This window comes from Pseudomonas putida, from assembly GCF_002906855.1.
Lineage (GTDB): Bacteria > Pseudomonadota > Gammaproteobacteria > Pseudomonadales > Pseudomonadaceae > Aquipseudomonas > Aquipseudomonas putida_N.
The window spans coordinates 1,121,288-1,140,311 of record NZ_MINI01000038.1 but is presented as its reverse complement, the minus strand read 5'-3'; the positions used below and the strand labels follow the sequence as shown (position 1 = coordinate 1,140,311).

23 protein-coding genes are annotated in these 19,024 nt (G+C 59.6%); 12 read left to right on the top strand and 11 right to left on the bottom strand.

Annotated elements, in window-relative coordinates:
* Positions 1–44 precede the first annotated feature (44 nt).
* The 3 genes from BGP85_RS17910 (at position 45) to BGP85_RS17900 (ending at position 1,511) form a co-directional block, all read left to right on the top strand.
* Positions 45–638 (top strand): phosphoheptose isomerase, encoded by a 594-nt coding sequence (locus tag BGP85_RS17910; protein ID WP_008097558.1) that lies wholly within the window; start codon positions 45–47, stop codon positions 636–638.
* Positions 635–1,213 carry a BON domain-containing protein gene (locus tag BGP85_RS17905; RefSeq protein ID WP_085675072.1) on the top strand — a complete coding sequence of 193 codons (579 nt, stop codon included), beginning with the start codon at positions 635–637 and terminating at the stop codon, positions 1,211–1,213. Before BGP85_RS17910 ends, BGP85_RS17905 begins: the two co-directional genes overlap by 4 nt.
* A gap of 79 nt (positions 1,214–1,292) precedes the next feature.
* The gene (locus BGP85_RS17900; RefSeq protein WP_103449214.1) at positions 1,293–1,511 is read left to right on the top strand and encodes a YgdI/YgdR family lipoprotein; all 219 of its coding nucleotides are present in this window, start codon (positions 1,293–1,295) and stop codon (positions 1,509–1,511) included.
* Positions 1,512–1,562: 51 nt separating this feature from the next.
* Here BGP85_RS17900 and BGP85_RS17895 read toward each other — a convergent pair whose 3' ends face one another.
* From BGP85_RS17895 to rplM, 7 genes are all read right to left on the bottom strand, one after another.
* Positions 1,563–1,994 (bottom strand): ClpXP protease specificity-enhancing factor, encoded by a 432-nt coding sequence (locus BGP85_RS17895; RefSeq protein ID WP_103449213.1) that lies wholly within the window; start codon positions 1,992–1,994, stop codon positions 1,563–1,565.
* 10 nt (positions 1,995–2,004) lie between these two features.
* Positions 2,005–2,628: a glutathione S-transferase N-terminal domain-containing protein gene (locus BGP85_RS17890; protein ID WP_103449212.1), complete on the bottom strand. Its 624-nt coding sequence runs from the start codon at positions 2,626–2,628 to the stop codon at positions 2,005–2,007.
* Between the two features lie 117 nt (positions 2,629–2,745).
* Positions 2,746–3,525 (bottom strand): cytochrome c1, encoded by a 780-nt coding sequence (locus tag BGP85_RS17885; protein ID WP_103449211.1) that lies wholly within the window; start codon positions 3,523–3,525, stop codon positions 2,746–2,748.
* Entirely contained in the window at positions 3,525–4,736 is a 1,212-nt protein-coding gene (locus BGP85_RS17880; protein ID WP_016395499.1) for a cytochrome b, read from the bottom strand. Before BGP85_RS17880 ends, BGP85_RS17885 begins: the two co-directional genes overlap by 1 nt.
* Positions 4,736–5,329: a ubiquinol-cytochrome c reductase iron-sulfur subunit gene (gene petA / locus BGP85_RS17875; RefSeq protein ID WP_016395498.1), complete on the bottom strand. Its 594-nt coding sequence runs from the start codon at positions 5,327–5,329 to the stop codon at positions 4,736–4,738. Before petA ends, BGP85_RS17880 begins: the two co-directional genes overlap by 1 nt.
* Positions 5,330–5,593: 264 nt before the next feature.
* On the bottom strand, positions 5,594–5,986 hold the full coding sequence (gene rpsI / locus BGP85_RS17870; RefSeq protein ID WP_103449210.1) for a 30S ribosomal protein S9: 393 nt from the start codon (positions 5,984–5,986) through the stop codon (positions 5,594–5,596).
* Between the two features lie 14 nt (positions 5,987–6,000).
* Positions 6,001–6,429 (bottom strand): 50S ribosomal protein L13, encoded by a 429-nt coding sequence (rplM, locus tag BGP85_RS17865; protein WP_003251819.1) that lies wholly within the window; start codon positions 6,427–6,429, stop codon positions 6,001–6,003.
* A gap of 258 nt (positions 6,430–6,687) precedes the next feature.
* On the opposite strand from rplM, the gene BGP85_RS17860 reads away from it, so the two are divergent.
* A complete protein-coding gene (locus BGP85_RS17860; protein ID WP_103449209.1) occupies positions 6,688–7,728 on the top strand; it encodes an NADP(H)-dependent aldo-keto reductase in 1,041 nt (346 codons plus the stop codon).
* 188 nt (positions 7,729–7,916) lie between these two features.
* A complete protein-coding gene (locus BGP85_RS17855) occupies positions 7,917–8,837 on the top strand; it encodes a GlxA family transcriptional regulator (protein ID WP_178120030.1) in 921 nt (306 codons plus the stop codon).
* 33 nt (positions 8,838–8,870) lie between these two features.
* Here the strand turns inward: BGP85_RS17855 and zapE are convergent, their stop codons facing one another.
* The 3 genes from zapE to BGP85_RS17840 all read right to left on the bottom strand — a co-directional run bounded on the left by zapE (position 8,871) and on the right by BGP85_RS17840 (position 12,142).
* A complete protein-coding gene (gene zapE, locus BGP85_RS17850) occupies positions 8,871–9,965 on the bottom strand; it encodes a cell division protein ZapE (protein WP_103449208.1) in 1,095 nt (364 codons plus the stop codon).
* Between the two features lie 166 nt (positions 9,966–10,131).
* A complete protein-coding gene (locus tag BGP85_RS17845; protein WP_103449207.1) occupies positions 10,132–11,481 on the bottom strand; it encodes a tryptophan--tRNA ligase in 1,350 nt (449 codons plus the stop codon).
* 25 nt (positions 11,482–11,506) lie between these two features.
* Positions 11,507–12,142, bottom strand: coding sequence for an alpha/beta hydrolase (locus BGP85_RS17840; protein ID WP_103449206.1), 636 nt, complete (start codon positions 12,140–12,142; stop codon positions 11,507–11,509).
* Positions 12,143–12,277: 135 nt separating this feature from the next.
* Between BGP85_RS17840 and BGP85_RS17835 the strand changes: the two genes are divergently transcribed.
* Entirely contained in the window at positions 12,278–12,715 is a 438-nt protein-coding gene (locus BGP85_RS17835) for a YhcB family protein (protein WP_027918018.1), read from the top strand.
* Between the two features lie 93 nt (positions 12,716–12,808).
* Here BGP85_RS17835 and BGP85_RS17830 read toward each other — a convergent pair whose 3' ends face one another.
* Positions 12,809–14,005, bottom strand: a complete 1,197-nt coding sequence (locus BGP85_RS17830; RefSeq protein ID WP_103449205.1) for a methionine gamma-lyase — start codon at positions 14,003–14,005, stop codon at positions 12,809–12,811.
* A gap of 127 nt (positions 14,006–14,132) precedes the next feature.
* On the opposite strand from BGP85_RS17830, the gene BGP85_RS17825 reads away from it, so the two are divergent.
* From BGP85_RS17825 to BGP85_RS17795, 6 genes are all read left to right on the top strand, one after another.
* Complete coding sequence (locus tag BGP85_RS17825) at positions 14,133–14,612, top strand: Lrp/AsnC family transcriptional regulator (RefSeq protein ID WP_103449204.1); 480 nt, start codon at positions 14,133–14,135, stop codon at positions 14,610–14,612.
* Between the two features lie 114 nt (positions 14,613–14,726).
* The gene (locus tag BGP85_RS17820) at positions 14,727–17,096 is read left to right on the top strand and encodes an S-type pyocin domain-containing protein (protein WP_103449203.1); all 2,370 of its coding nucleotides are present in this window, start codon (positions 14,727–14,729) and stop codon (positions 17,094–17,096) included.
* The gene (locus BGP85_RS17815) at positions 17,093–17,356 is read left to right on the top strand and encodes a bacteriocin immunity protein (protein ID WP_103449201.1); all 264 of its coding nucleotides are present in this window, start codon (positions 17,093–17,095) and stop codon (positions 17,354–17,356) included. The genes BGP85_RS17820 and BGP85_RS17815 overlap by 4 nt, the downstream gene beginning before the upstream one ends.
* 156 nt (positions 17,357–17,512) lie before the next feature.
* Positions 17,513–17,833, top strand: coding sequence for an S-type pyocin (locus tag BGP85_RS17810; RefSeq protein WP_103449199.1), 321 nt, complete (start codon positions 17,513–17,515; stop codon positions 17,831–17,833).
* Entirely contained in the window at positions 17,830–18,093 is a 264-nt protein-coding gene (locus tag BGP85_RS17805; RefSeq protein ID WP_103449876.1) for a bacteriocin immunity protein, read from the top strand. Before BGP85_RS17810 ends, BGP85_RS17805 begins: the two co-directional genes overlap by 4 nt.
* 242 nt (positions 18,094–18,335) lie before the next feature.
* Positions 18,336–19,004: an RES family NAD+ phosphorylase gene (locus BGP85_RS17795; protein ID WP_103449195.1), complete on the top strand. Its 669-nt coding sequence runs from the start codon at positions 18,336–18,338 to the stop codon at positions 19,002–19,004.
* The last annotated feature ends 20 nt before the right edge of the window (positions 19,005–19,024 follow it).

Below are 19,024 nucleotides of genomic sequence, written 5' to 3'. Positions count from 1 at the left end.
TTGTTGCGCGTAGCAAAGGCCACCGCCCCACTTAAGGTCACCAGATGGACATGCAATCCCGAATTCGCCGGCTGTTCCAGGCCAGCATCGACACCAAGCAACAGGCAATGGACATCCTGGCACCGCACATCGAGCAGGCTAGCCTGGTCATGGTCAATGCGCTGCTCAACGAGGGCAAGATGCTCGCCTGCGGCAATGGCGGCTCGGCCGGCGATGCCCAGCACTTCTCTTCGGAGTTGCTCAACCGCTTCGAGCGTGAGCGCCCGAGCCTGCCGGCCATCGCCCTGACCACTGACAGCTCGACACTGACCTCGATCGCCAACGACTACAGCTACAACGAGATCTTCTCCAAGCAGATCCGCGCCCTGGGCCAGCCCGGCGACGTGCTGCTGGCGATTTCGACCAGCGGCAACTCTGCCAACGTGATTCAAGCGATCCAGGCCGCACATGATCGCGAAATGATTGTCGTAGCATTGACCGGACGTGACGGCGGCGGCATGGCCTCGCTGCTGCTGCCCGAAGACGTGGAAATCCGCGTACCGTCGACGGTCACCGCACGTATCCAGGAAGTCCACCTGCTGGCGATCCACTGCCTGTGCGATCTGATCGACAGCCAACTGTTCGGGAGTGAAGAATGACCCCCATACGCCTCGGCCTGATGGCCCTGACCCTGTGCCTGAGCGTCACCGGCTGCAGCTCGGTACTGACCTCGACCCGCAACTCGCCGATCGAGGATGATCGCGGCACCCGTACCATCGGCAGCAAGATCGACGACTCGCTGATCGAAACCAAGGCTTCGGTCAACATCGCCAAGGCCAGCCCAGACCTGGACAAGAGCTCGCACATCGTCGTCAGCAGCTACAACGGCATCGTCCTGCTCGCCGGGCAAACCCCGCGCGCCGATCTCAAGAGCCTGGCCGAACAGACTGCCAGCCAGGTCCAGCGGGTGAAGAAGGTGCACAACGAGCTGCAGGTGATGCAGCCCTCCTCCATCCTGGCGCGCAACAACGATGCCTGGTTGACCACCAAGATCAAGACCCAGATGCTCACCGACAATGCGGTGCCCAGCTCGCGCATCAAGGTGATCACCGAGAACGGCATCGTCTACCTGCTGGGCCTGGTGACTCAGCAGGAGGCCAACTCTGCCACTGCCGTGGTACAGGGTGTGTCTGGCGTGCAGAAGATCGTCAAGCTGTTCGAGTACATCGACTGATTCAGTTGCCGCCGTTACCAGTCACTGACTGGTATCGGCAGCAGCTTGCCCCACCTGTTCAATTTCCAGGAAATACCGCATGAAAAAGCTTTTGCTGCCCGCCCTGCTGTTCGGCACCTTCGCCACCCTGGCCGGCTGCTCCACCCCAAGCCTGATCACCCTCAACGACGGCCGCGAAATCCAGGCAGTGGACGCTCCACACTTCGACAAGGACTCGGGCTTCTACGAGTTCCAGCAGCTCGACGGCAAGCGTACCCGCATCAACCGGGACCAGGTCCGCACCATCAGCGACCTGTAAGCACCGCGTCGCGGCAAATAAAAAGGCGATCCATTTGGATCGCCTTTTTTGTTACTTGACCACCTTCAGGCTGGGTCGCCCGCTTGGGCGTGGCGGCTGCCCACCCCCTTCCGGCGGGCCATCGTCATCAGGCTCGACACCCTCGTCTTCCAGCTCATCATCCTCCATCAGCGGCGGTTCGAGCTCGAATACCATGCCCTGGCCATTCTCCCGGGCATAGATACCCAGGATGGCGCCCGCTGGCACGAACAACGAATGGGCAACGCCACTGAAGCGCCCCTCGAAACTCACTGCGTCGTTGTCCATGTGCAGGTTGCGCACGGCACTCGGCGAAATGTTCAGGACGATCTGGCCATCACTGGCAAAACCTTGTGGCACCTGGACCGCCGGAAATTCGGCATTGACCAGCATATGGGGGGTGCAATCGTTGTCGACGATCCACTCGTACAGTGCTCGAACCAGGTAGGGGCGACTGGAGTTCATCAACGGCTCCTTAAAGCTTGCGCATTTCACGTTCAACAGAGGACAGGCTCGCCTGGAACGGCTCGCGGGCGAACTGTCGCTCCATGTATTCCAGCAGCGGCTTGGCCTGCCGCGGCAATTCGATACCCATTACCGGCAAACGCCATAATATGGGCAATAGACAACAGTCGACCAGACTTTGCTCCTCACTCATGAAGCAAGCAAACTCGCCGAACAGCGGCGAGACGCCGGTCAGGCTTTCGCGCAGCGCCTTGCGCGCCTCGGTACGGGCGCCCTCAGCGCTGCGCGGGTCGAGAATGGTATCCGCCAGGGCGCACCAGTCACGCTGGATGCGATGCATCAGCAGACGGCTGTTGCCACGCGCGACCGGATATACCGGCATCAGCGGCGGATGCGGATAACGCTCCTCGAGGTATTCCATGACCACGGTCGACTCATACAACGCCAGGTCACGATCGACCAGGGTCGGCACACTGCCGTAAGGGTTCACCTCTGCCAGCTTGGCTGGCAGCCGTGCAGGATCGACGTCGATGACCTGCACGCTGACGCCCTTCTCGGCAAGCACGAGGCGTACCCGATGAGAATAATGGTCAGCAGGGTCGGAATAACAGGCTAACCGGTTGGTTGCGCCCATGTAGCGCCTCCTCGCAGGGGATGCTTGTAAAACTCTAAATGAAAACGCGCCCGCGGGGCCCTGGCACATGTGCCAGGGCCCCGCGGGCGCGTTCAACTACCAGAAATTACTGCGTGATCAGTGCACGTCCTTCCAGTATTCGCGCTTGAGCAAGTAGGCAAATACGAAGAAGAAAGCCAGGTACAGCAACACGTAGGTACCGATGCGCTGGCTTTCCAGTTTGACCGGGTTGGCCGAATAGGCCAGGAAGGTCACCAGGTTCTTGACCTTCTCGTCGAACTGCTCGGTGTTCAGGGTACCGGAATTCGGCGTAATGGTCAGCTGGTCACAGGCTTCATGGGTAAGCGGGCTACCCGTCAATGGGTCGAATTGCTTCTTGCCATCCACCACCATCTGCACCTGCTTGCAGCCAACCACCTGGTTGCCTTGCAGGCCGACCAGCACGTTGGGCATGCCGACGTTCGGGAACACCTTGTTGTTGACCCCGTACGGGCGCGACTTGTCTTCATAGAAGCTGCGCAGGTAGGTGTACAGCCAGTCGGTACCCCGCACCCGGGCGACCAGGGTCAGGTCGGGTGGCGCGGCGCCGAACCAGGTCTTGGCGTCGCTGGGCTGCATGCCGATCTGCATGTGGTCACCGATCTTGGCACCGGTGAACACCAACTTCTCGAGCATCAACTCATGAGGGATGCCAAGATCATCGGCAACCCTCTCGTAACGCTGGAACTTGGCGCTGTGGCAACCCATGCAATAGTTGGCAAAGGTTCGCGCACCGTCCTGCATGGCTGCCTTGTCGGTCAGATCGATATCGACCTTGTCCAGCTCCAGGCCCTGTTCGGCAGCGAAGGAAAAGGCAGGCATCACTGCCAGCAAAAATACTGCAATCAACTTTTTCATCAGCCAGTCACCCTTTCCGGAACCGGTTTGGTCTTCTCGAGCCTTGTGTAGAACGGCATCAGCAGGAAGTAGGCGAAATACAGCACCGTGCACACCTGCGACAGCAAGGTACGGCCAGGTGTAGGCGCCAGTACGCCGAGGATACCGAGGATGACGAAGGCAATGCAGAACACCAGCAGGAAGACCTTGCTGATCCAGCCCTTGTAGCGCATGGAACGCACCGGGCTGCGGTCGAGCCAGGGCAGCACGAACAACACGGCGATCGCAGCACCCATGGCGATTACGCCCATGAGCTTGTCAGGTACCGCTCGCAGGATCGCGTAGAACGGCGTGAAGTACCACACAGGGGCAATATGCTCGGGCGTCTTGAACGCGTTCGCTTGCTCGAAGTTAGGTTTTTCCAGGAAGTAACCGCCCATTTCCGGGAAGAAGAACACCACGGCGCAGAACACGAAGAGGAACACCACCACACCGACAATGTCCTTGACGGTGTAATAAGGATGGAACGGAATGCCGTCGAGCGGAATGCCGTTTTCGTCCTTTTTCTTCTTGATGTCGACACCATCGGGGTTGTTCGAACCCACTTCGTGCAGGGCCAGGATGTGCAGCACCACCAGGCCGAGAATCACGATCGGCAGGGCCACCACGTGCAAGGCGAAGAAGCGGTTCAGGGTGATGCCCGAGATCAGGTAGTCACCACGAATCCACTGGGTCAGGTCGCCACCGATCACCGGAATGGCGCCGAACAGCGAGATGATCACCTGGGCACCCCAGTACGACATCTGCCCCCATGGCAGTAGATAACCCATGAAGGCTTCAGCCATCAGCGCCAGGTAGATCAGCATGCCGAACAGCCACACCAGCTCACGAGGCTTCTGGTAGGAGCCGTAGAGCAGGCCGCGGAACATGTGCAGGTAGACCACGATGAAGAACGCCGAAGCACCGGTGGAATGCAGGTAGCGCAGGATCCAGCCGTATTCGACGTCACGCATGATGTACTCGACCGAGGCGAAGGCCTCTTCCGCCGAGGGTGTGAAACTCATGGTCAGCCACACGCCAGTGACGATCTGGTTGACCAGCACCAGCAGCGCCAGCGAGCCGAAGAAATACAGGAAGTTGAAGTTCTTGGGCGCGTAATACTTGCTCAGGTGGTCTTCCCACATCTTGGTGGCGGGGAAGCGAGCGTCAATCCAGTCCATGAACTTGCTCATCATGCTTTCTCCTGGTCGACGCCGATGACGACAATGTCGTCCGACTCATAAGAATGCGGCGGCACTGGCAGGTTGAGAGGCGCCGGCTGCGACTTGTAGACACGGCCTGCCAGGTCGTAGTGGGAGCCGTGGCAAGGGCAGAAATAACCACCGACCCACTTCGGCCCGAGGTCTGCGGGCGCGACTTCCGGGCGGAAGGTCGGCGAGCAGCCGAGGTGCGTGCAGAGGCCGACGAGAATGAGGATTTCCGGCTTGATCGAGCGAACCTCGGGGTCGACATAGGTCGGCTGCACCGAACTCTTCGATTGAGGGTCGGAGAGGTCACCCTCGATCTTCTTCAGGTTGCCAAGGATCTCCTGCGTTCGCCGAACGATGAACACCGGCTGGCCACGCCACTCGGCAACCATCTGCTGCCCAGGCTCGACCTTGGCAATATTGACCTTCACCGGTGCGCCGGCCGCCTTCGCCTTGGCACTGGGAAACCATGACCCCACGAACGGTACCGCAGCCCCCACTGCCCCCGCTGCCCCGACCACGGATGTCGCGGCTACGAGGAAGCGGCGCCGGCCTGCGTTGACGCCGTCATTGCTCATTCAGTCCTCTCCCATCAGCTTTGCTTGGCCAGTTGGACCTGGCCTGTACTTAGGTTGTGTCAGTGGCGCTAAAAATTGGTCGTCATGGTAAGAAACAAATCCACACAGTGACAAGGTGATTACCCCCACCAGGAGCTATAACCCGCGCTTTGCTTGATCTGCGTCTATGCGACAAGTGGTCACCGACATGCTGACAGGTTAGTTCAAGCACAAAAAAAAGCCCGGTTCCAAGGAACCGGGCTTTTTTCGACTGCCGAAGCGGTATTAACGCTTGGAGTACTGAGGACGCTTACGCGCTTTACGCAGACCCACTTTCTTACGCTCGACTTCACGAGCGTCGCGGGTGACGTAGCCAGCACGACGCAGAGCGCCACGCAGGGTTTCGTCGTATTCCATCAGAGCGCGGGTGATACCGTGACGGATCGCACCGGCCTGACCGCTGACACCACCACCGGAAACGGTGACGTAGATGTCGAACTTCTCAGTGGACTCGGTCAGCTCGAGCGGCTGGCGAACAACCATGCGAGCGGTTTCGCGACCGAAGAACACGTCCAGAGAACGGTTGTTGATGGAAATGTTACCAGTACCCGGACGCAGGAAAACGCGAGCGGTTGCGGTCTTGCGACGGCCAGTGCCGTAATTTTGAGTCGCCGACATAATGAACTTTCCCGTTAGATCTTCAGTTCTTGAGGCTGCTGAGCAGTGTGTGGGTGAGCAGCACCCGCGTACACTTTCAGCTTACGGTACATGTCGCGACCCAGCGGGTTCTTAGGCAGCATGCCCTTGACCGCGGTTTCGATAACACGCTCAGGGGCCTTGGCGATCAACTTCTCGAAGTTGATTTCCTTGATGCCGCCTGGGAAACCGGAGTGGGAGTAGTACATTTTGTCGGAAGACTTGGCACCAGTCACACGAACCTGTTCAGCGTTGATGACGACGATGTAGTCGCCGGTGTCAACGTGAGGGGTGTATTCTGGTTTGTGCTTGCCACGCAGACGGGTAGCGATTTCGGTAGCCAGACGACCCAGGGTCTGGCCAGCGGCGTCAACTACGAACCACTCGCGCTTTACTGTTTCCGGTTTAGCAGTAAAAGTTTTCATTCTCTAAAGCCTCAGAGGCCGCCCAGCGAAAAATAGACGGCGAATCTTACTGGATAGTGCACAACTTGCCAAGGGCAAGCGCGCAGCCGAACGCTGACGCTTTTGGGGGCTCGGGTCGGGCACGCCAATGTTCGACGGGGTTCTTCCTGCGTGGTGGTGCATCACTTCCGCCACACGGAGAGGGGCAGAATTATCCAGATTGCGCGAAAAATTTCAACCTGCTTTGATGGGCTTCTTTTGCCAAGGAGTGTTTTCCCGATGGAATACCGCAAGCTCGGCCGTACCGACCTCGGCGTCAGCGCCCTGTGCCTGGGCACCATGACCTGGGGCGAGCAGAACACCCAGGACGAGGCCTTCGAGCAGATCAAGCTGGCCAAGGCCAGCGGCATCAACTTCATCGATACCGCCGAGATGTACCCGGTGCCGCCCCGTCCGGAAACCTATGCCGCCACCGAGCGCATCATCGGCAACTGGTTCCGGGCCAACGGTGATCGCGATGACTGGGTCCTGGCCAGCAAGGTTGCCGGCCCGGGCAATGGCATCAGCCACATCCGTGACGGCCAGCTCAAGCACAACCGCCAGCACATCGTCGCCGCACTGGACGAGAGCCTCAAGCGCCTGCACACCGACCGCATCGACCTCTACCAGTTGCACTGGCCGGAGCGCAGCACCAACTTCTTCGGCAAACTGGGTTACCAGCACCTGGCCAACGACCTGTTCACCCCGCTGGAAGAAACCCTCGAAGTGCTCGACGAGCAGGTGCGTGCCGGCAAGATCCGCCACATCGGCCTGTCCAACGAAACCCCGTGGGGCACCATGAAGTTCCTGCAACTGGCCGACAGCCGTGGCTGGCCGCGGGCGGTGTCGATCCAGAACCCTTACAACCTGCTCAACCGCAGCTTCGAAGTGGGCCTGGCGGAAGTGGCGATCCGCGAGCAATGCGGCCTGCTGGCCTATTCGCCACTGGCGTTCGGCATGCTCTCGGGCAAGTACGAGAATGGTGCCCGACCAGAGAAAGGCCGCCTGACCCTGTTCAGCCGCTTCGCCCGCTATTCCAATCCGCAGACCGTGGCGGCCTGCAGCCGATATGTGCAGCTGGCCCTGGCCCATGGCCTGGACCCGGCCCAGATGGCCCTGGCGTTCGTGACCCGACAGCCGTTCGTGACCAGCAATATCATCGGCGCGACCGACCTGGTGCAACTTCAGAGCAACCTCGACAGCCTGCAACTGAGCCTCAACGACGAACTGCTCGCGGCAATCGAGGCAATCCATCAGGAGCAGCCGAACCCGGCGCCTTGAACCGCATGGGCCGCTTTGCGGCCCCTCTGCGACACGGGGTAGACACAATCGCCAAAAAATAAGACGATCCAGCCGGTGATTGACCACTCTACCCTATAAGAACAATGACAATGATGTTTACCCAACCCTCCGCGTCGTTGCGGCGCGTCAGCATCCTGGCCATTGACAAGGTGTTCGCTTCGACCCTGATGCAGGCCAAGGATTTCTTCCACCTCGCCAGCTTGCGCTACAGCAAGCAGCTGGGCCTGGGCTTGCAGCCCATGTTCGAGATTCACCTGGTGAGCCCCGATGCCCAGCCGGTAGACAGCTTCAGCAATGTGCAGCTGCCGGTCGATGGCGGCCTCGATGATGCCGACGTGATCATCCTCCCGGCCTTCTGGGAGGATTTCGACAACCTGCTGCAACGTTATCCACAGGTGCTGCCTTGGCTGCGCGAACAGCACGCCCGTGGCGCCGTGCTGTGCGCCGAAGCCAGCGGGGTGTTCTGGCTGGCAGAATCCGGCCTGCTCGACGGTAAGGAAGCGACCACCTACTGGCGCTTCTTCAACAGCTTCACCGAGCGCTTCCCGAAGATCCGCCTGAACCAGGACAAGCACCTGACCGACGCCGACAATCTGTACTGCGCCGGCGGCACCACATCGGCCTGCGACCTGTACATCTACCTGATCGAGCGTTTCTGCGGCGCCAATGTGGCGCGTGCCGTGGCCCGCGACATCCTCTACGAAGTGCAGCGCAACTACACGCCAGGGCGCATGGGCTTCGGCGGCCAGAAGCTGCACCAGGACCTGATCATCCTGCAGATCCAGCACTGGCTGGAGGAACACTTCGCCGACAAGTTCCGCTTCGAGGATGTGGCCCGCAACCATGGCATGAGCATCCGTAACTTCATGCGCCGCTTCCAGGGAGCGACTGGCGACAAGCCGTTGCACTACCTGCAGCGGCTACGCATCGAGACGGCCAAGGGGCTGCTGTCGAGCACGCGCAAGAGCATCAAGACCATCAGTTATGAGGTCGGCTATGACGATGCGAGTTTCTTTGCGCGGTTGTTCCGCCAGCACACGGAGTTGTCGCCGAACCAGTATCGGCAGCAGTTCATGCAAGAGGCTTGAGGCCTAGGGGCTGCTTTGCAGCCCCCAACTTTCTTATGGCTTGTGCGCACGCGACAGGAATTCGTGCGACTGCATTTCCAGCAAGCGGCTCAAGGTCCGCTGGAACTCGAAGCTCAGGCGCCCGCCGGTGTACAGGTCCTTGAGTTCCACTTCGGCCGAGATGATCAGCTTGACGTTGCGGTCGTAGAACTCGTCCACCATGTTGATGAAGCGGCGGGCGATGTCGTCGGTGGTGACGCCCATCTGCTCCACGTTGCTCAGCAACACGGCATGGAAGATCTTGCCCAGCTCGATGTAGTCGTTCTGGCTGCGGGGCCCGTCGCACAGGGCGCGGAAGTCGAACCAGGCGACGTCGTCGCAGGTGCGCAGGGCATTGATCGGGCGGTTTTCGATCATCAGCACGTCGTTCTCGACTGCCTGGGTGCACTCGGGCGTCAGCGCCTTGAAGCTGGCGCGCATGCTCTGGTGCGCCGCATCATTGAGCGGGAAGTGGAACAGTTCGGCCTGCTCCAGGTGACGCAGGCGGTAGTCGACACCACTGTCGACGTTCACCACGTCGGTGTACTGCTTGATCATGGCGATGGCCGGCAGGAAGCGTGCGCGCTGCAGGCCGTCCTTGTACAGGCCGTCGGGGACGATGTTGGAGGTCGCCACCAGCGAGACGCCGTTCTTGAACAGCTCCTCCATCAAGGTGCCGAGGATCATGGCATCGGTGATGTCGGATACGAAGAATTCGTCGAAGCAGATCACCTTGGCTTCTTCGCTGAAGCGCTTGGCGATCAAGGTCAGCGGGTTCTTCTCACCCTTGAGGGTTTTCATTTCCTCGTGGACGCGCTTCATGAAGCGGTGGAAGTGCGTGCGCATCTTCTGCTTGAACGGCAGCGCTTCATAGAAGGTGTCGACCAGGTAGGTCTTGCCACGCCCTACTCCACCCCAGAAGTACAGGCCTTTGACCGGCGTCTGCTCCTTCTTGCCGAACAGCTTGCCGAACACACCAGGCTTGTTGTTCTGCGCGTGCACCAGGTCGTCGTACAGACGCTGCAGGTGACGTACCGCAGTTTCCTGCGCCGCGTCATGGAAGAAGTCGGGACGTTTCAGATCTGCTTGATATCGTTCTAGGGGCGTCATGATTTCGTTAGCGAGGCAACAAAAAACGGGCCGTCACTGTAGCGACAGGCCCGCTTAATGGCAATCAGACTTGCGTCAATATGCCTCATCCATACCAGTAATGTGCTGGATGGCACCGGCTTTGCCGGTGTTCGCGGGGCAAGCCCGCTCCTACAGGCGAAATGCGTCAGTCCGGTTGTGGTGCAAGCGCTACACGCAGGCTTTCGATAGCCGAATCACGGGCTTCGGCGCTGTCGAACTGCGGCCCGTCGGCAACCTGCTCGTCGTTCAGCCACAAGCTGAAGCCCAGGCCGTCAACGCGCACGTCGGCATCAGAGCCCTGCTGCAGCTGCTTGCTCACGGCACCGGCACTCTTGCCGTCGGCGAAGCTGCGCGAAAGCAGCAATTGCTCGCCATCGGCGGCCAGCAGGCGGAAGCGGAAGCTGCCGTCTTCGTCACGGAAGCTGACGAAGCGCGCGCTCTTGGCGGCTTTCTTCTTCACTTCGGTGCTGGCCTGTACGCTGCTGCGGAACGAGCGCAGGCCAACGGCTTCACGCAGCTGTTCGAGGAACGGCGTGGCGATCTTGCGGGCCTTGGCGGCGCCGGTCAGGAGGATGTCCTCCAGGTCTGCCGGGCGCGCGATCAGCTGGCGGTAGTGCTCGCGCTTCTCGGCCAGCTGGCCGTCGAGCAGCTGGAACAGGCGTTGCTTCGCTTCGCCCCAACCAAGGCCCTGCAACAGCTCTTCGCGGAACTCGGCGCACTGCGACGGCGTCGAGAAGGCCTGGAACAGGGTGAACAGATGCGAATTGTCCGGATCCTTGGCTTCGCCAGGTGCACGCGAGTCGGTGACGATGCGCGAGATGGCGTCTTTCATGTCCTTGGCGCTGGTGAACAGCGGGATGGTGTTGTCGTAGCTCTTGGACATCTTGCGACCGTCCAGGCCCGGCAGGGTGGCCACGCTCTCTTCGATCACCGCTTCCGGCAGGGCGAAGAAGTCGTTGCCCTGGCCGAACAGGTGGTTGAAACGCTGGCCGATGTCGCGGGCCATTTCCACGTGCTGGATCTGGTCACGACCGACCGGCACCTTGTTGGCGTTGAACATCAGGATGTCCGCGGCCATCAGCACCGGGTAGCTGTACAGGCCCATGGTCACGCCGGCATCCGGGTCTTCGCCGGCTTCCAGGTTCTTGTCCACCGAGGCCTTGTAGGCGTGGGCGCGGTTGAGCAGGCCCTTGGCCGCAACGCAGGTCAGCAGCCAGGTCAGCTCGGGGATCTCGGGGATGTCGGACTGGCGGTAGAAGGTCACCTTCGCCGGGTCCAGGCCACCAGCCAGCCAGGTGGCGGCGATTTCCAGGCGCGAGCGCTGGATGCGCAGCGGGTCGTCGCACTTGATCAGGGCGTGGTAGTCGGCCAGGAAGTAGAACGAGTCGACACCCGGTTGCTGGCTGGCGACGATCGCCGGGCGGATGGCGCCGGCGTAGTTGCCCAGGTGCGGGGTGCCGGTGGTGGTGATACCGGTGAGGATGCGCGTGGTCATGGGTGTTCGCTTATTCAGGCTTGGCTCAGTTCGAAAGGCGCGGCAGCAGCAGATCCTTCAGATCGGTCAGCTTGCCATGGAAGAAGTGTCCGCATTCTGCCACTTTCAGCAGCTCATGGGGGCGCCCCAGTGCGTCGGACCATTGGTAAACCAGCTGCGGATCGACGACTTCGTCGGCGTCAGGCTGCACCACGGCGATCGGGCAGCGCTGCGGCAGCGGGAAGTCGGCGGTCAGGCGCATCACCGCCGGGGCGATCATGAACAGCTGCTGCAACTCCACGCCTTGCGCTTCCAGGCGCCCGGCCAGGCTGGTGGCGACAAAGCCGCCGAACGAGAAGCCCATCAGTACCAACGGCAGCTCGGGGTGCCTGGCACGCAACCAGGCCGCCGCCGCCTCGGCATCGGCCACTTCGCCAGCGCCCATGTCATGGCTGCCGGCGCTCTGGCCGACACCGCGGTAGTTGAAGCGCAGGGTCACGTAGCCAGCGTCGCGGGCGGTGCGCTGCAGGGTCGAGACCACCTTGTTGAGCATGGTGCCGCCCTGTACCGGGTTGGGGTGGCAGATCAGCACCGCACCGCGGGCATCGGCCACGTCCAGGTACAAGGCTTCCAGCTGGCCGATCGGGCCGTCGATGAACAAGGGGGTTTCGCGGACAAGCAAGGCACTACTCCGTGACCTCGAAGGGGGTCGTTTCGTCTAGGTGAGGAATTCTGTTCTGATTTGCGATCGCTCGCGGTATACAGCGCAGGTCTGAGCCGTTAACGTAAAGCAAAGCCGTTTATAGAGGAAGGACTCGTGGAACTCTCGCTCCTTGTTTGGTTGTTGCCAACCCTGGCCCTGGTCATCGGTGTGGCGGTCGGTTTCATCGTGGCCCGCCTGCTGCCCAACGCGGCGCCCAGCAGCACCCAGCGTCAGCTGGATGATATCCAGCAGCGCTTCGACAGCTACCAGAACCAGGTGGTTACCCATTTCAACAGCACCGCGGTACTGGTCAAGAAGCTGACCCAGAGCTACCAGGACGTGCAGGATCACCTGGCCGACGGCGCCAACCACCTGGCGCTCGACGAGCTGACCCGTCAGCGTCTGCTCGCCGCACTGCATTCGGAGGGCACCCAGGGTCCGCGTGACCGCCTGACCCCGCCGAAAGACACCGCTGAAGTGCCACGTGACTATGCACCGAAGTCGCCGAACTCGCCGGGCATGCTCGACGAGAGCTACGGGCTCAAGCGCTGAAATGAACAAGGCCTCGCATGAGGCCTTTTTCTTGGGCTGGATTTACTGGTCTCTTCGCGGCGGTTCGGCGTGAAGAGGCCCGCAACAGGCAACCTAGCTGCAAGCCTTCAATGCCTGCTCCAAATCAGCCAGCAGATCCTCCACATCCTCCAGCCCCACCGACAACCGCACCAACCCCTCGGAAATGCCGTGATGCGCCCGCTCCTCGGGCGTATAGCTGGAATGGGTCATGCTCGCCGGGTGCTGCGCCAGCGACTCGGCATCACCCAGACTCACCGCCCTGGCAAACAGTTGCAGAGCATTCATGAATCGCCGCCCGGCTTCGATCCCGCCCTTGAGTTCGAAAGCGATCATGCCGCCCGGCAAGCGCATCTGCCGCTGCGCCAGTTCGTATTGGGCAAACGATGGCAGCCCAGGATATTGAATCAGCTCCACCTGCGGCTGGCGCGCAAGAAACTCGGCAACCTGCTGGGCATTCGCGCAGTGACGGTCCATGCGCAAGGCGAGCGTCTTGATGCCACGCATCAGCAGCGAGGCGTCGTGCGGTGATAGCACCGCGCCAGTCATGTCCTTGAGGCCTTCCAGGCGAATCCGGTCCACCAGCGCCTTGCGCCCGATTACCAAGCCTGCAGTGATATCGCCGTGGCCGCTGAGGTACTTGGTCGCCGAATGCACGACCAAGTCAGCCCCCAGCTCCAGTGGCCGTTGCAGGTAGGGCGTGCAATAGGTGTTGTCGACCACGATATGCAGGTCATGCCCCCTTGCCGCTTCGGCCACTGCCGCGATATCGACCAGTTGCATGTTCGGGTTGGCCGGGGTTTCGAAGTAGATCATCCGGGTCTTGTGGGTAATCGCCGCCTTTAGCGTCTTGGTGTCATTGAGGTCGACATGGCGGACCTTTACCCCGAACTCGCCAATGCCATGGTGCATGTAGGCGAAGGTGCAGCCATACACCGTGCGCCCGACAATCAGCTCGTCGCCAGGGCGTAGCAGGGTCCACAAGGTCGAGGTGATGGCCCCCATGCCCGAGGCCAGCGCCAGGCCGGCCTCACCCCCTTCGAGGGACGCCATACGCTGCTCCAGCAACGCCAAAGTCGGGTTGGAGATGCGGCTGTAGAAGTGCCCGCCCTCCTCCCCGGCAAAGCACGCTGCGCCGTATTCAACGCTGGGGAAGGCATAGGTTGCAGTCTGGTAAACCGGTGGCACCAAGGCGCCGCCGTGGGAAAGCGGGTCGTAGCCATGATGGATGGCGCGGGTGGAAAAACCGGTGTTGTTATGGGAGTCGCGCATGGCAACAGCCTCTGGTGGTTTGCTATAAGCTTATGCCACCGAGCTGCCTGAATTTTTCCAAAATAGCCCAAGCATTCGCGCTTGTTTTGGAAAGGAAACAACAAATACAACAACAGGAGGGCAAATCATGCCTTCAAGCCTCGACCGTACCGATCGCGCCCTGCTCGCGGCCTTGCAGGACAATGCCCGCCTGACCATCTCCGAACTCGCCGACCAGGTTGCGCTGACCACCTCGCCTTGCTGGCGACGGGTCAAGCTGCTGGAGGACAACGGCTACATCACCGGTTACCAAGCCATCTTGTCGCCCAAGTCGCTGGGGTTTGGGGTGACGGCGTTCGTCAGCATCATGATGGACTCGCATACCAAGGATATGGCTTTGGCGTTCGAGCAAAGGCTGATGGAGATTCCCGAGATAGTGTCCTGTCACAACATATCCGGACGGTATGACTTTCTGTTGGAAATTCTGGCGAGGGATCTGGAGTCGTTTGGGGAATTTACCCGGGAAGTGCTGCAGCGGTTGCCGGGGGTGAAGGAGATTTATTCGAGTTTTTCCTATAAGGCTGTTAAGGAAAAGCGCGTTATTCCTGTTTCCGAAAAGCACATTTAAACCAGATCTTTCCAGTCAGCAGGAATACTCCTACTGATTGACGAGCAGCGCCTGACATACAGGAAAAACTGCCTGGAGCACGCTTTGCCATGTAGCGACCAGGAGGATGACTACATGGCTCAAAATGAAACCGTCAATTTTGGTGAACCCTTCCGTGATTCCCGCGGTGCGCTGCATCTGAACGAGGGCGTCTTGACGCGCGCACAAGCTCCAGACCGCGTGTCTCTCAGCCCGTTGCCGCCGTTAACCGGGACCGGCTATGGCGGCTGGGGGCTGGATGCAGGGCGGCCTCGAGGTACTGGAGGGCCTAGCCCTTTCGCCCAGGAAAAAGGCTGGCGAACGGTTTTCGGCGAGGAGTTTACTGCCGTCAACAATATCCACGCCGAACAGTATGCACCCGCTCTTGAGCAACTTCCCGCACAAATCAGCGCTGAACGCGCTGCCATCGAACAACAGGCAATCGCGGGAGCTGCGGGTCAGCCTGTCCAGCATCTGGGGCTACGCCAACAGCTGGCCACGACGAGCTTGCAACAAAGGCGCGCCGAGTATCTTCAGATCGCCCCCGTGGCAACCAGCTTCTACGGTGCCATTCCTTTTTATAAACGCTACGACTCCTTCGCCACCCGGTTGAACGACGATGGCGCATTCCCGATAGGTACCTCTGGCGAGGCATGGGGCCGACAGGTCTGGGAGACTTTCAACGCTTCTGTCGATGCCGCCTACCGCTTGCACATCGCAGCGCAGAAGTTTCAGGCGTTGGCGGTGGACCTGCCGGAAATGGCTCGCCAGGTTGACGAGGCAGAAATTGCCCAACCTGCTGTCGACCTCCCTAAAGCCATCGAACGGCGGTATGGGCAAATTCTTCATGAACAGCAGATCTGCTTCGACTGCCTGCCCAGCTTCCTGCAACACCAAGTGGCTCAATCCACCCCAACCCAGGAAACCGATACCCTCATCCAGCGTTTTTCGGCCTATGTAAACGCCGCAAATGCGCTGATCGGTGCGAAGCAAGCCGAGGTACCCGCTTTCGGCGACTCCAACCCGAACATCGTCGGTCCACTTTCCAAGCCACAAACCGAGGCACTGCAAGACCTCGTCGACGAACAGGCCACCCGCCGGGCTGGCGTGCTTTGGGCGGATTATCACCGAGCGCTGGCGCTCACAGAGTCCATTCGCTATTTGCAGCAGTTCAGCGTGGCCATGACGAACCTCACCCAGCGAGCGATGGAACTGAAACAACTGCAGGAAAGGCTTGCAGCCGAACGTGCAGCTGCCGAGGAGGCTGCACGTCAGCAAGCAGAAGCAGCGCGGATAGCTGCCGAAGAAACCGCACGTCAGCAAGCAGAAGCCGAACGCATAGCCGCCGAAGAAGCCGCACGCCAGCAAGCAGAAGCCGAAACTGCACGCCAACGCATCAACTACATCAACGACACCCATTCTGTTGCATCTGCGACGACCGTCATTCCGATTGGGGCAGCGACCTTCGCTGTCGAAGCCGCGTCGGTTGCCCTTCGCGCTACGATCACCGCTGCAGTAAGTCGATTGGCTGCCACTTCGGCCACCGTGGCTGTAGCCATACTTTCGGCAGCATGGCCTTCGACACTGGGTAACGCAGAAAGGCGCTACTTGATCAGCACTCCTCTTTCCAGCCTTGCTCCGCCTGGCGGGCCTGACCTGGCCGCCCTCGCCCTTTCATCAACCAGCGTGGATGTGCCTTATCTACTTGCAGGTAGTGAAGACGCAAACGACATCAGCCTCTACGTGGTTCCCGGCGGTAAGGCAGTGCCGGTAAGGGCCGCAACATTTGATACTGAACGACAGGTTTACAGCCTCGCACTGGAGAACCCACCGCGCATCCTGACCTGGACACCCGCCAGCCCGCCCGGAGGCGGTGAAGGTAGCTCCACTAGCCTGCCACCCGCTGCGCCGGGCACGATTGTTTACACCGGCAGCAGCCTCAACCCTGTAAGCAACACAACGGAAAGCTATCCTGCACTGGATCTGCTCGATCAGGAACGGCTGATCATCACCTTCCCGATCGACTCGGGATTGCCGCCTATCCTGGTGGTTTTCAAGAGCCCCAGGTATGAGCCAGGTACCGCCACAAGAGTCGGTGCGCAGATAACAGGGCTCTGGCTTGGCGAGGCAACACGCGGAGAAGGCGCCCCGATACCGGCACATATTGCTGATCAGCTTAGAGGTATCGAATTTCGGAGTTACGATGCTTTTCGAGAAAAACTCTGGAAAATTGTTGCAAATGACCCCGAGCTTTCAAGGCAATTTTCCAAACAGAACATTATTCGCATGCGGGAAAATGGACATGCTCCCAGAGCGCGAACTCCTGACCTTTACGGAAAAAAGAAGAGTTTTGAGCTGCATCATGTGGTGCCAATCAGCGAAGGCGGCGCAGTGTACGACATCGACAATCTAAGGGTTGTCACACCAGCAGCTCATCATAAGATTCATTATGGAGACAAACCATGATCATTAAACCCAACTATAACGACTATACGGAAATGGAGTTCGTTGAGTTTCTGAAGGAAATCTATCGCGCCAATGCCGAGGAGCCAGATGAGGTACTAGATCCATTACTGGAGCACTTTGCTGCAGTTACCGAGCACCCTAGCGGCACAGACCTGATTTATTGGCCTGAAAATGATGATCAGGGTGAGCTTGAAGCAGTTCTGAGCATTATCAAATCGTGGCGCGCAGCTAACGGAAAACCTGGATTCAAGGATAGCTGAACGCACACCCCGCTTCGGCGGGGTGCCTCTCTCGCTGAAGTAAGAACATTCCTACTGATTCTGAGAAAAAGCCTACATCCGATGTGGCACGGTGAGTATTTCCATCCCAAACAAGTGAAGCCATGATCTCGATTTCACTTAGAGAGAAATATTGACATGGCACTCCACCCTCCCGACCACATCGCAAAGAAACTGGCAGCACAAACCTTCGACAACTTCGACGATTTCTCTCAAGCCTTCTGGTTGGCAATCGCCGAAGACCCGATTTACTCCCAACAATTCGTAACCTCCCAGCTCAACCGCATCAAGCAAGGCTGGCCACCCCGCGCGCCCTTTGGCGAAACCGCAAAAGGCGTGCGCGACTATCAAGTCTGTCACCTCGACCCACCCGCCTTTGGCGGCGCAATGTATGACGCCGAGAACCTACGGATCATGAGTGCCCTGCAGTACGCGCTGTCATCGGAGGTGAAGTGGTGATCAGTCAAAAACACACCCTTGCCGACTACACCTGCGCCGAATTCAGGACTGTGGTTGAGGAATTGCTACAGGCATCTGGTACCTCCGCCTGGCAGGACCGCTTGCTCGAACACTTTATCGAAATGGCCGAACACCCGGACGGATCCGACCTCCTCTACTACCCGGCAAACGAGCTGGAGGGCTGCGCCATGGGGGTGATCGCACGTATCATCGCCTGGCGAAAATCAAAGGGACTTCCCCTGTTCAAGAACGTGCAATGAAAAAGTCTGTATGGATGCTGATGCTGTTTCTGACCGGTTGTGTAGACGGCAAGTTCTTTCTTTTGCCTGACCAGCAGAACCAGAAATTCTCCTGTGACATGGATCCTTACAAGCAGGGATGTGAACGCCAAAGTGACTATGACCGGCACTTCAAGTCAGTCGAGGACAAGAAGAACTAGGTAGCCCAGCCCATTCATTTGGCGCTATCTGCGAACACCACCGCGATTGCTCGGAGGCATTTCATGAGCGGTACGGCAAAGCAGCCCGAGGATACAATCGCCAGCCAAGTGCTGGAAACACTGAGCAGATACCCGGAACTGATACGCGAGATCCCCGAGGGTACAATACTGCACCGCGTGCAGCCCTCCCGCTACGATGCCAACCCCGTCAACTATCATGCGGACTCCGACACACGCTATGCCGATCCCGCCAGGCAGATTGGTGTCTATTACCTCGGTCTCACCGAGGAAGTTGCCGTAGCCGAATCTTTCCAACCTGGGCAAGGTGTTGACGACCAGTCAGTTAGTTTCTGGCGACTTGAGCAAACGTCACTGCACCGACTCAAGGCAGCACGCGTGTTGAACGTGGTTGACGTCGCCGCCTTGGCGAACAGAGCCACCCACCACAAAGTGCGCGATATCGTGCAGGCCAAGGGACAGGGGCGAGAGGGATATGCACTCACCCAAAAAATCAGCCAAGCATGCATGAATGTCGGTGAGGTCGATGGCCTGCTCTATCAGTCAGCGGTTTACACGGTGACCGGGTCCATGGACGGGTGCAACCTTGTGCTGTTTGAGGGCCGTAGGCGCCAAGTCGAGGCGATCAGCCACCAGCTGGCAATGGAAGCACTGCTATCGAATGGGGAGACGGCTGTGGAATTCCTGGAGAGTCTGGGTGTAGTGCTGGAGTAAGCACAAAAAACGGACCTCTC

What these genes read in the sequence shown, in the direction of transcription:
- BGP85_RS17910 (WP_008097558.1), top strand. Translation starts at nt 45, where the DNA reads ATGGACATGCAATCCCGAATTCGCCGGCTGTTCCAGGCCAGCATCGAC.
- BGP85_RS17905 (WP_085675072.1), top strand. Translation starts at nt 635, where the DNA reads ATGACCCCCATACGCCTCGGCCTGATGGCCCTGACCCTGTGCCTGAGC.
- BGP85_RS17900 (WP_103449214.1), top strand. Translation starts at nt 1,293, where the DNA reads ATGAAAAAGCTTTTGCTGCCCGCCCTGCTGTTCGGCACCTTCGCCACC.
- BGP85_RS17895 (WP_103449213.1), bottom strand. Translation starts at nt 1,994, where the DNA reads ATGAACTCCAGTCGCCCCTACCTGGTTCGAGCACTGTACGAGTGGATC.
- BGP85_RS17890 (WP_103449212.1), bottom strand. Translation starts at nt 2,628, where the DNA reads ATGGGCGCAACCAACCGGTTAGCCTGTTATTCCGACCCTGCTGACCAT.
- BGP85_RS17885 (WP_103449211.1), bottom strand. Translation starts at nt 3,525, where the DNA reads ATGAAAAAGTTGATTGCAGTATTTTTGCTGGCAGTGATGCCTGCCTTT.
- BGP85_RS17880 (WP_016395499.1), bottom strand. Translation starts at nt 4,736, where the DNA reads ATGAGCAAGTTCATGGACTGGATTGACGCTCGCTTCCCCGCCACCAAG.
- petA (WP_016395498.1), bottom strand. Translation starts at nt 5,329, where the DNA reads ATGAGCAATGACGGCGTCAACGCAGGCCGGCGCCGCTTCCTCGTAGCC.
- rpsI (WP_103449210.1), bottom strand. Translation starts at nt 5,986, where the DNA reads ATGTCGGCGACTCAAAATTACGGCACTGGCCGTCGCAAGACCGCAACC.
- rplM (WP_003251819.1), bottom strand. Translation starts at nt 6,429, where the DNA reads ATGAAAACTTTTACTGCTAAACCGGAAACAGTAAAGCGCGAGTGGTTC.
- BGP85_RS17860 (WP_103449209.1), top strand. Translation starts at nt 6,688, where the DNA reads ATGGAATACCGCAAGCTCGGCCGTACCGACCTCGGCGTCAGCGCCCTG.
- BGP85_RS17855 (WP_178120030.1), top strand. Translation starts at nt 7,917, where the DNA reads ATGCAGGCCAAGGATTTCTTCCACCTCGCCAGCTTGCGCTACAGCAAG.
- zapE (WP_103449208.1), bottom strand. Translation starts at nt 9,965, where the DNA reads ATGACGCCCCTAGAACGATATCAAGCAGATCTGAAACGTCCCGACTTC.
- BGP85_RS17845 (WP_103449207.1), bottom strand. Translation starts at nt 11,481, where the DNA reads ATGACCACGCGCATCCTCACCGGTATCACCACCACCGGCACCCCGCAC.
- BGP85_RS17830 (WP_103449205.1), bottom strand. Translation starts at nt 14,005, where the DNA reads ATGCGCGACTCCCATAACAACACCGGTTTTTCCACCCGCGCCATCCAT.
- BGP85_RS17825 (WP_103449204.1), top strand. Translation starts at nt 14,133, where the DNA reads ATGCCTTCAAGCCTCGACCGTACCGATCGCGCCCTGCTCGCGGCCTTG.
- BGP85_RS17820 (WP_103449203.1), top strand. Translation starts at nt 14,727, where the DNA reads ATGGCTCAAAATGAAACCGTCAATTTTGGTGAACCCTTCCGTGATTCC.
- BGP85_RS17815 (WP_103449201.1), top strand. Translation starts at nt 17,093, where the DNA reads ATGATCATTAAACCCAACTATAACGACTATACGGAAATGGAGTTCGTT.
- BGP85_RS17810 (WP_103449199.1), top strand. Translation starts at nt 17,513, where the DNA reads ATGGCACTCCACCCTCCCGACCACATCGCAAAGAAACTGGCAGCACAA.
- BGP85_RS17795 (WP_103449195.1), top strand. Translation starts at nt 18,336, where the DNA reads ATGAGCGGTACGGCAAAGCAGCCCGAGGATACAATCGCCAGCCAAGTG.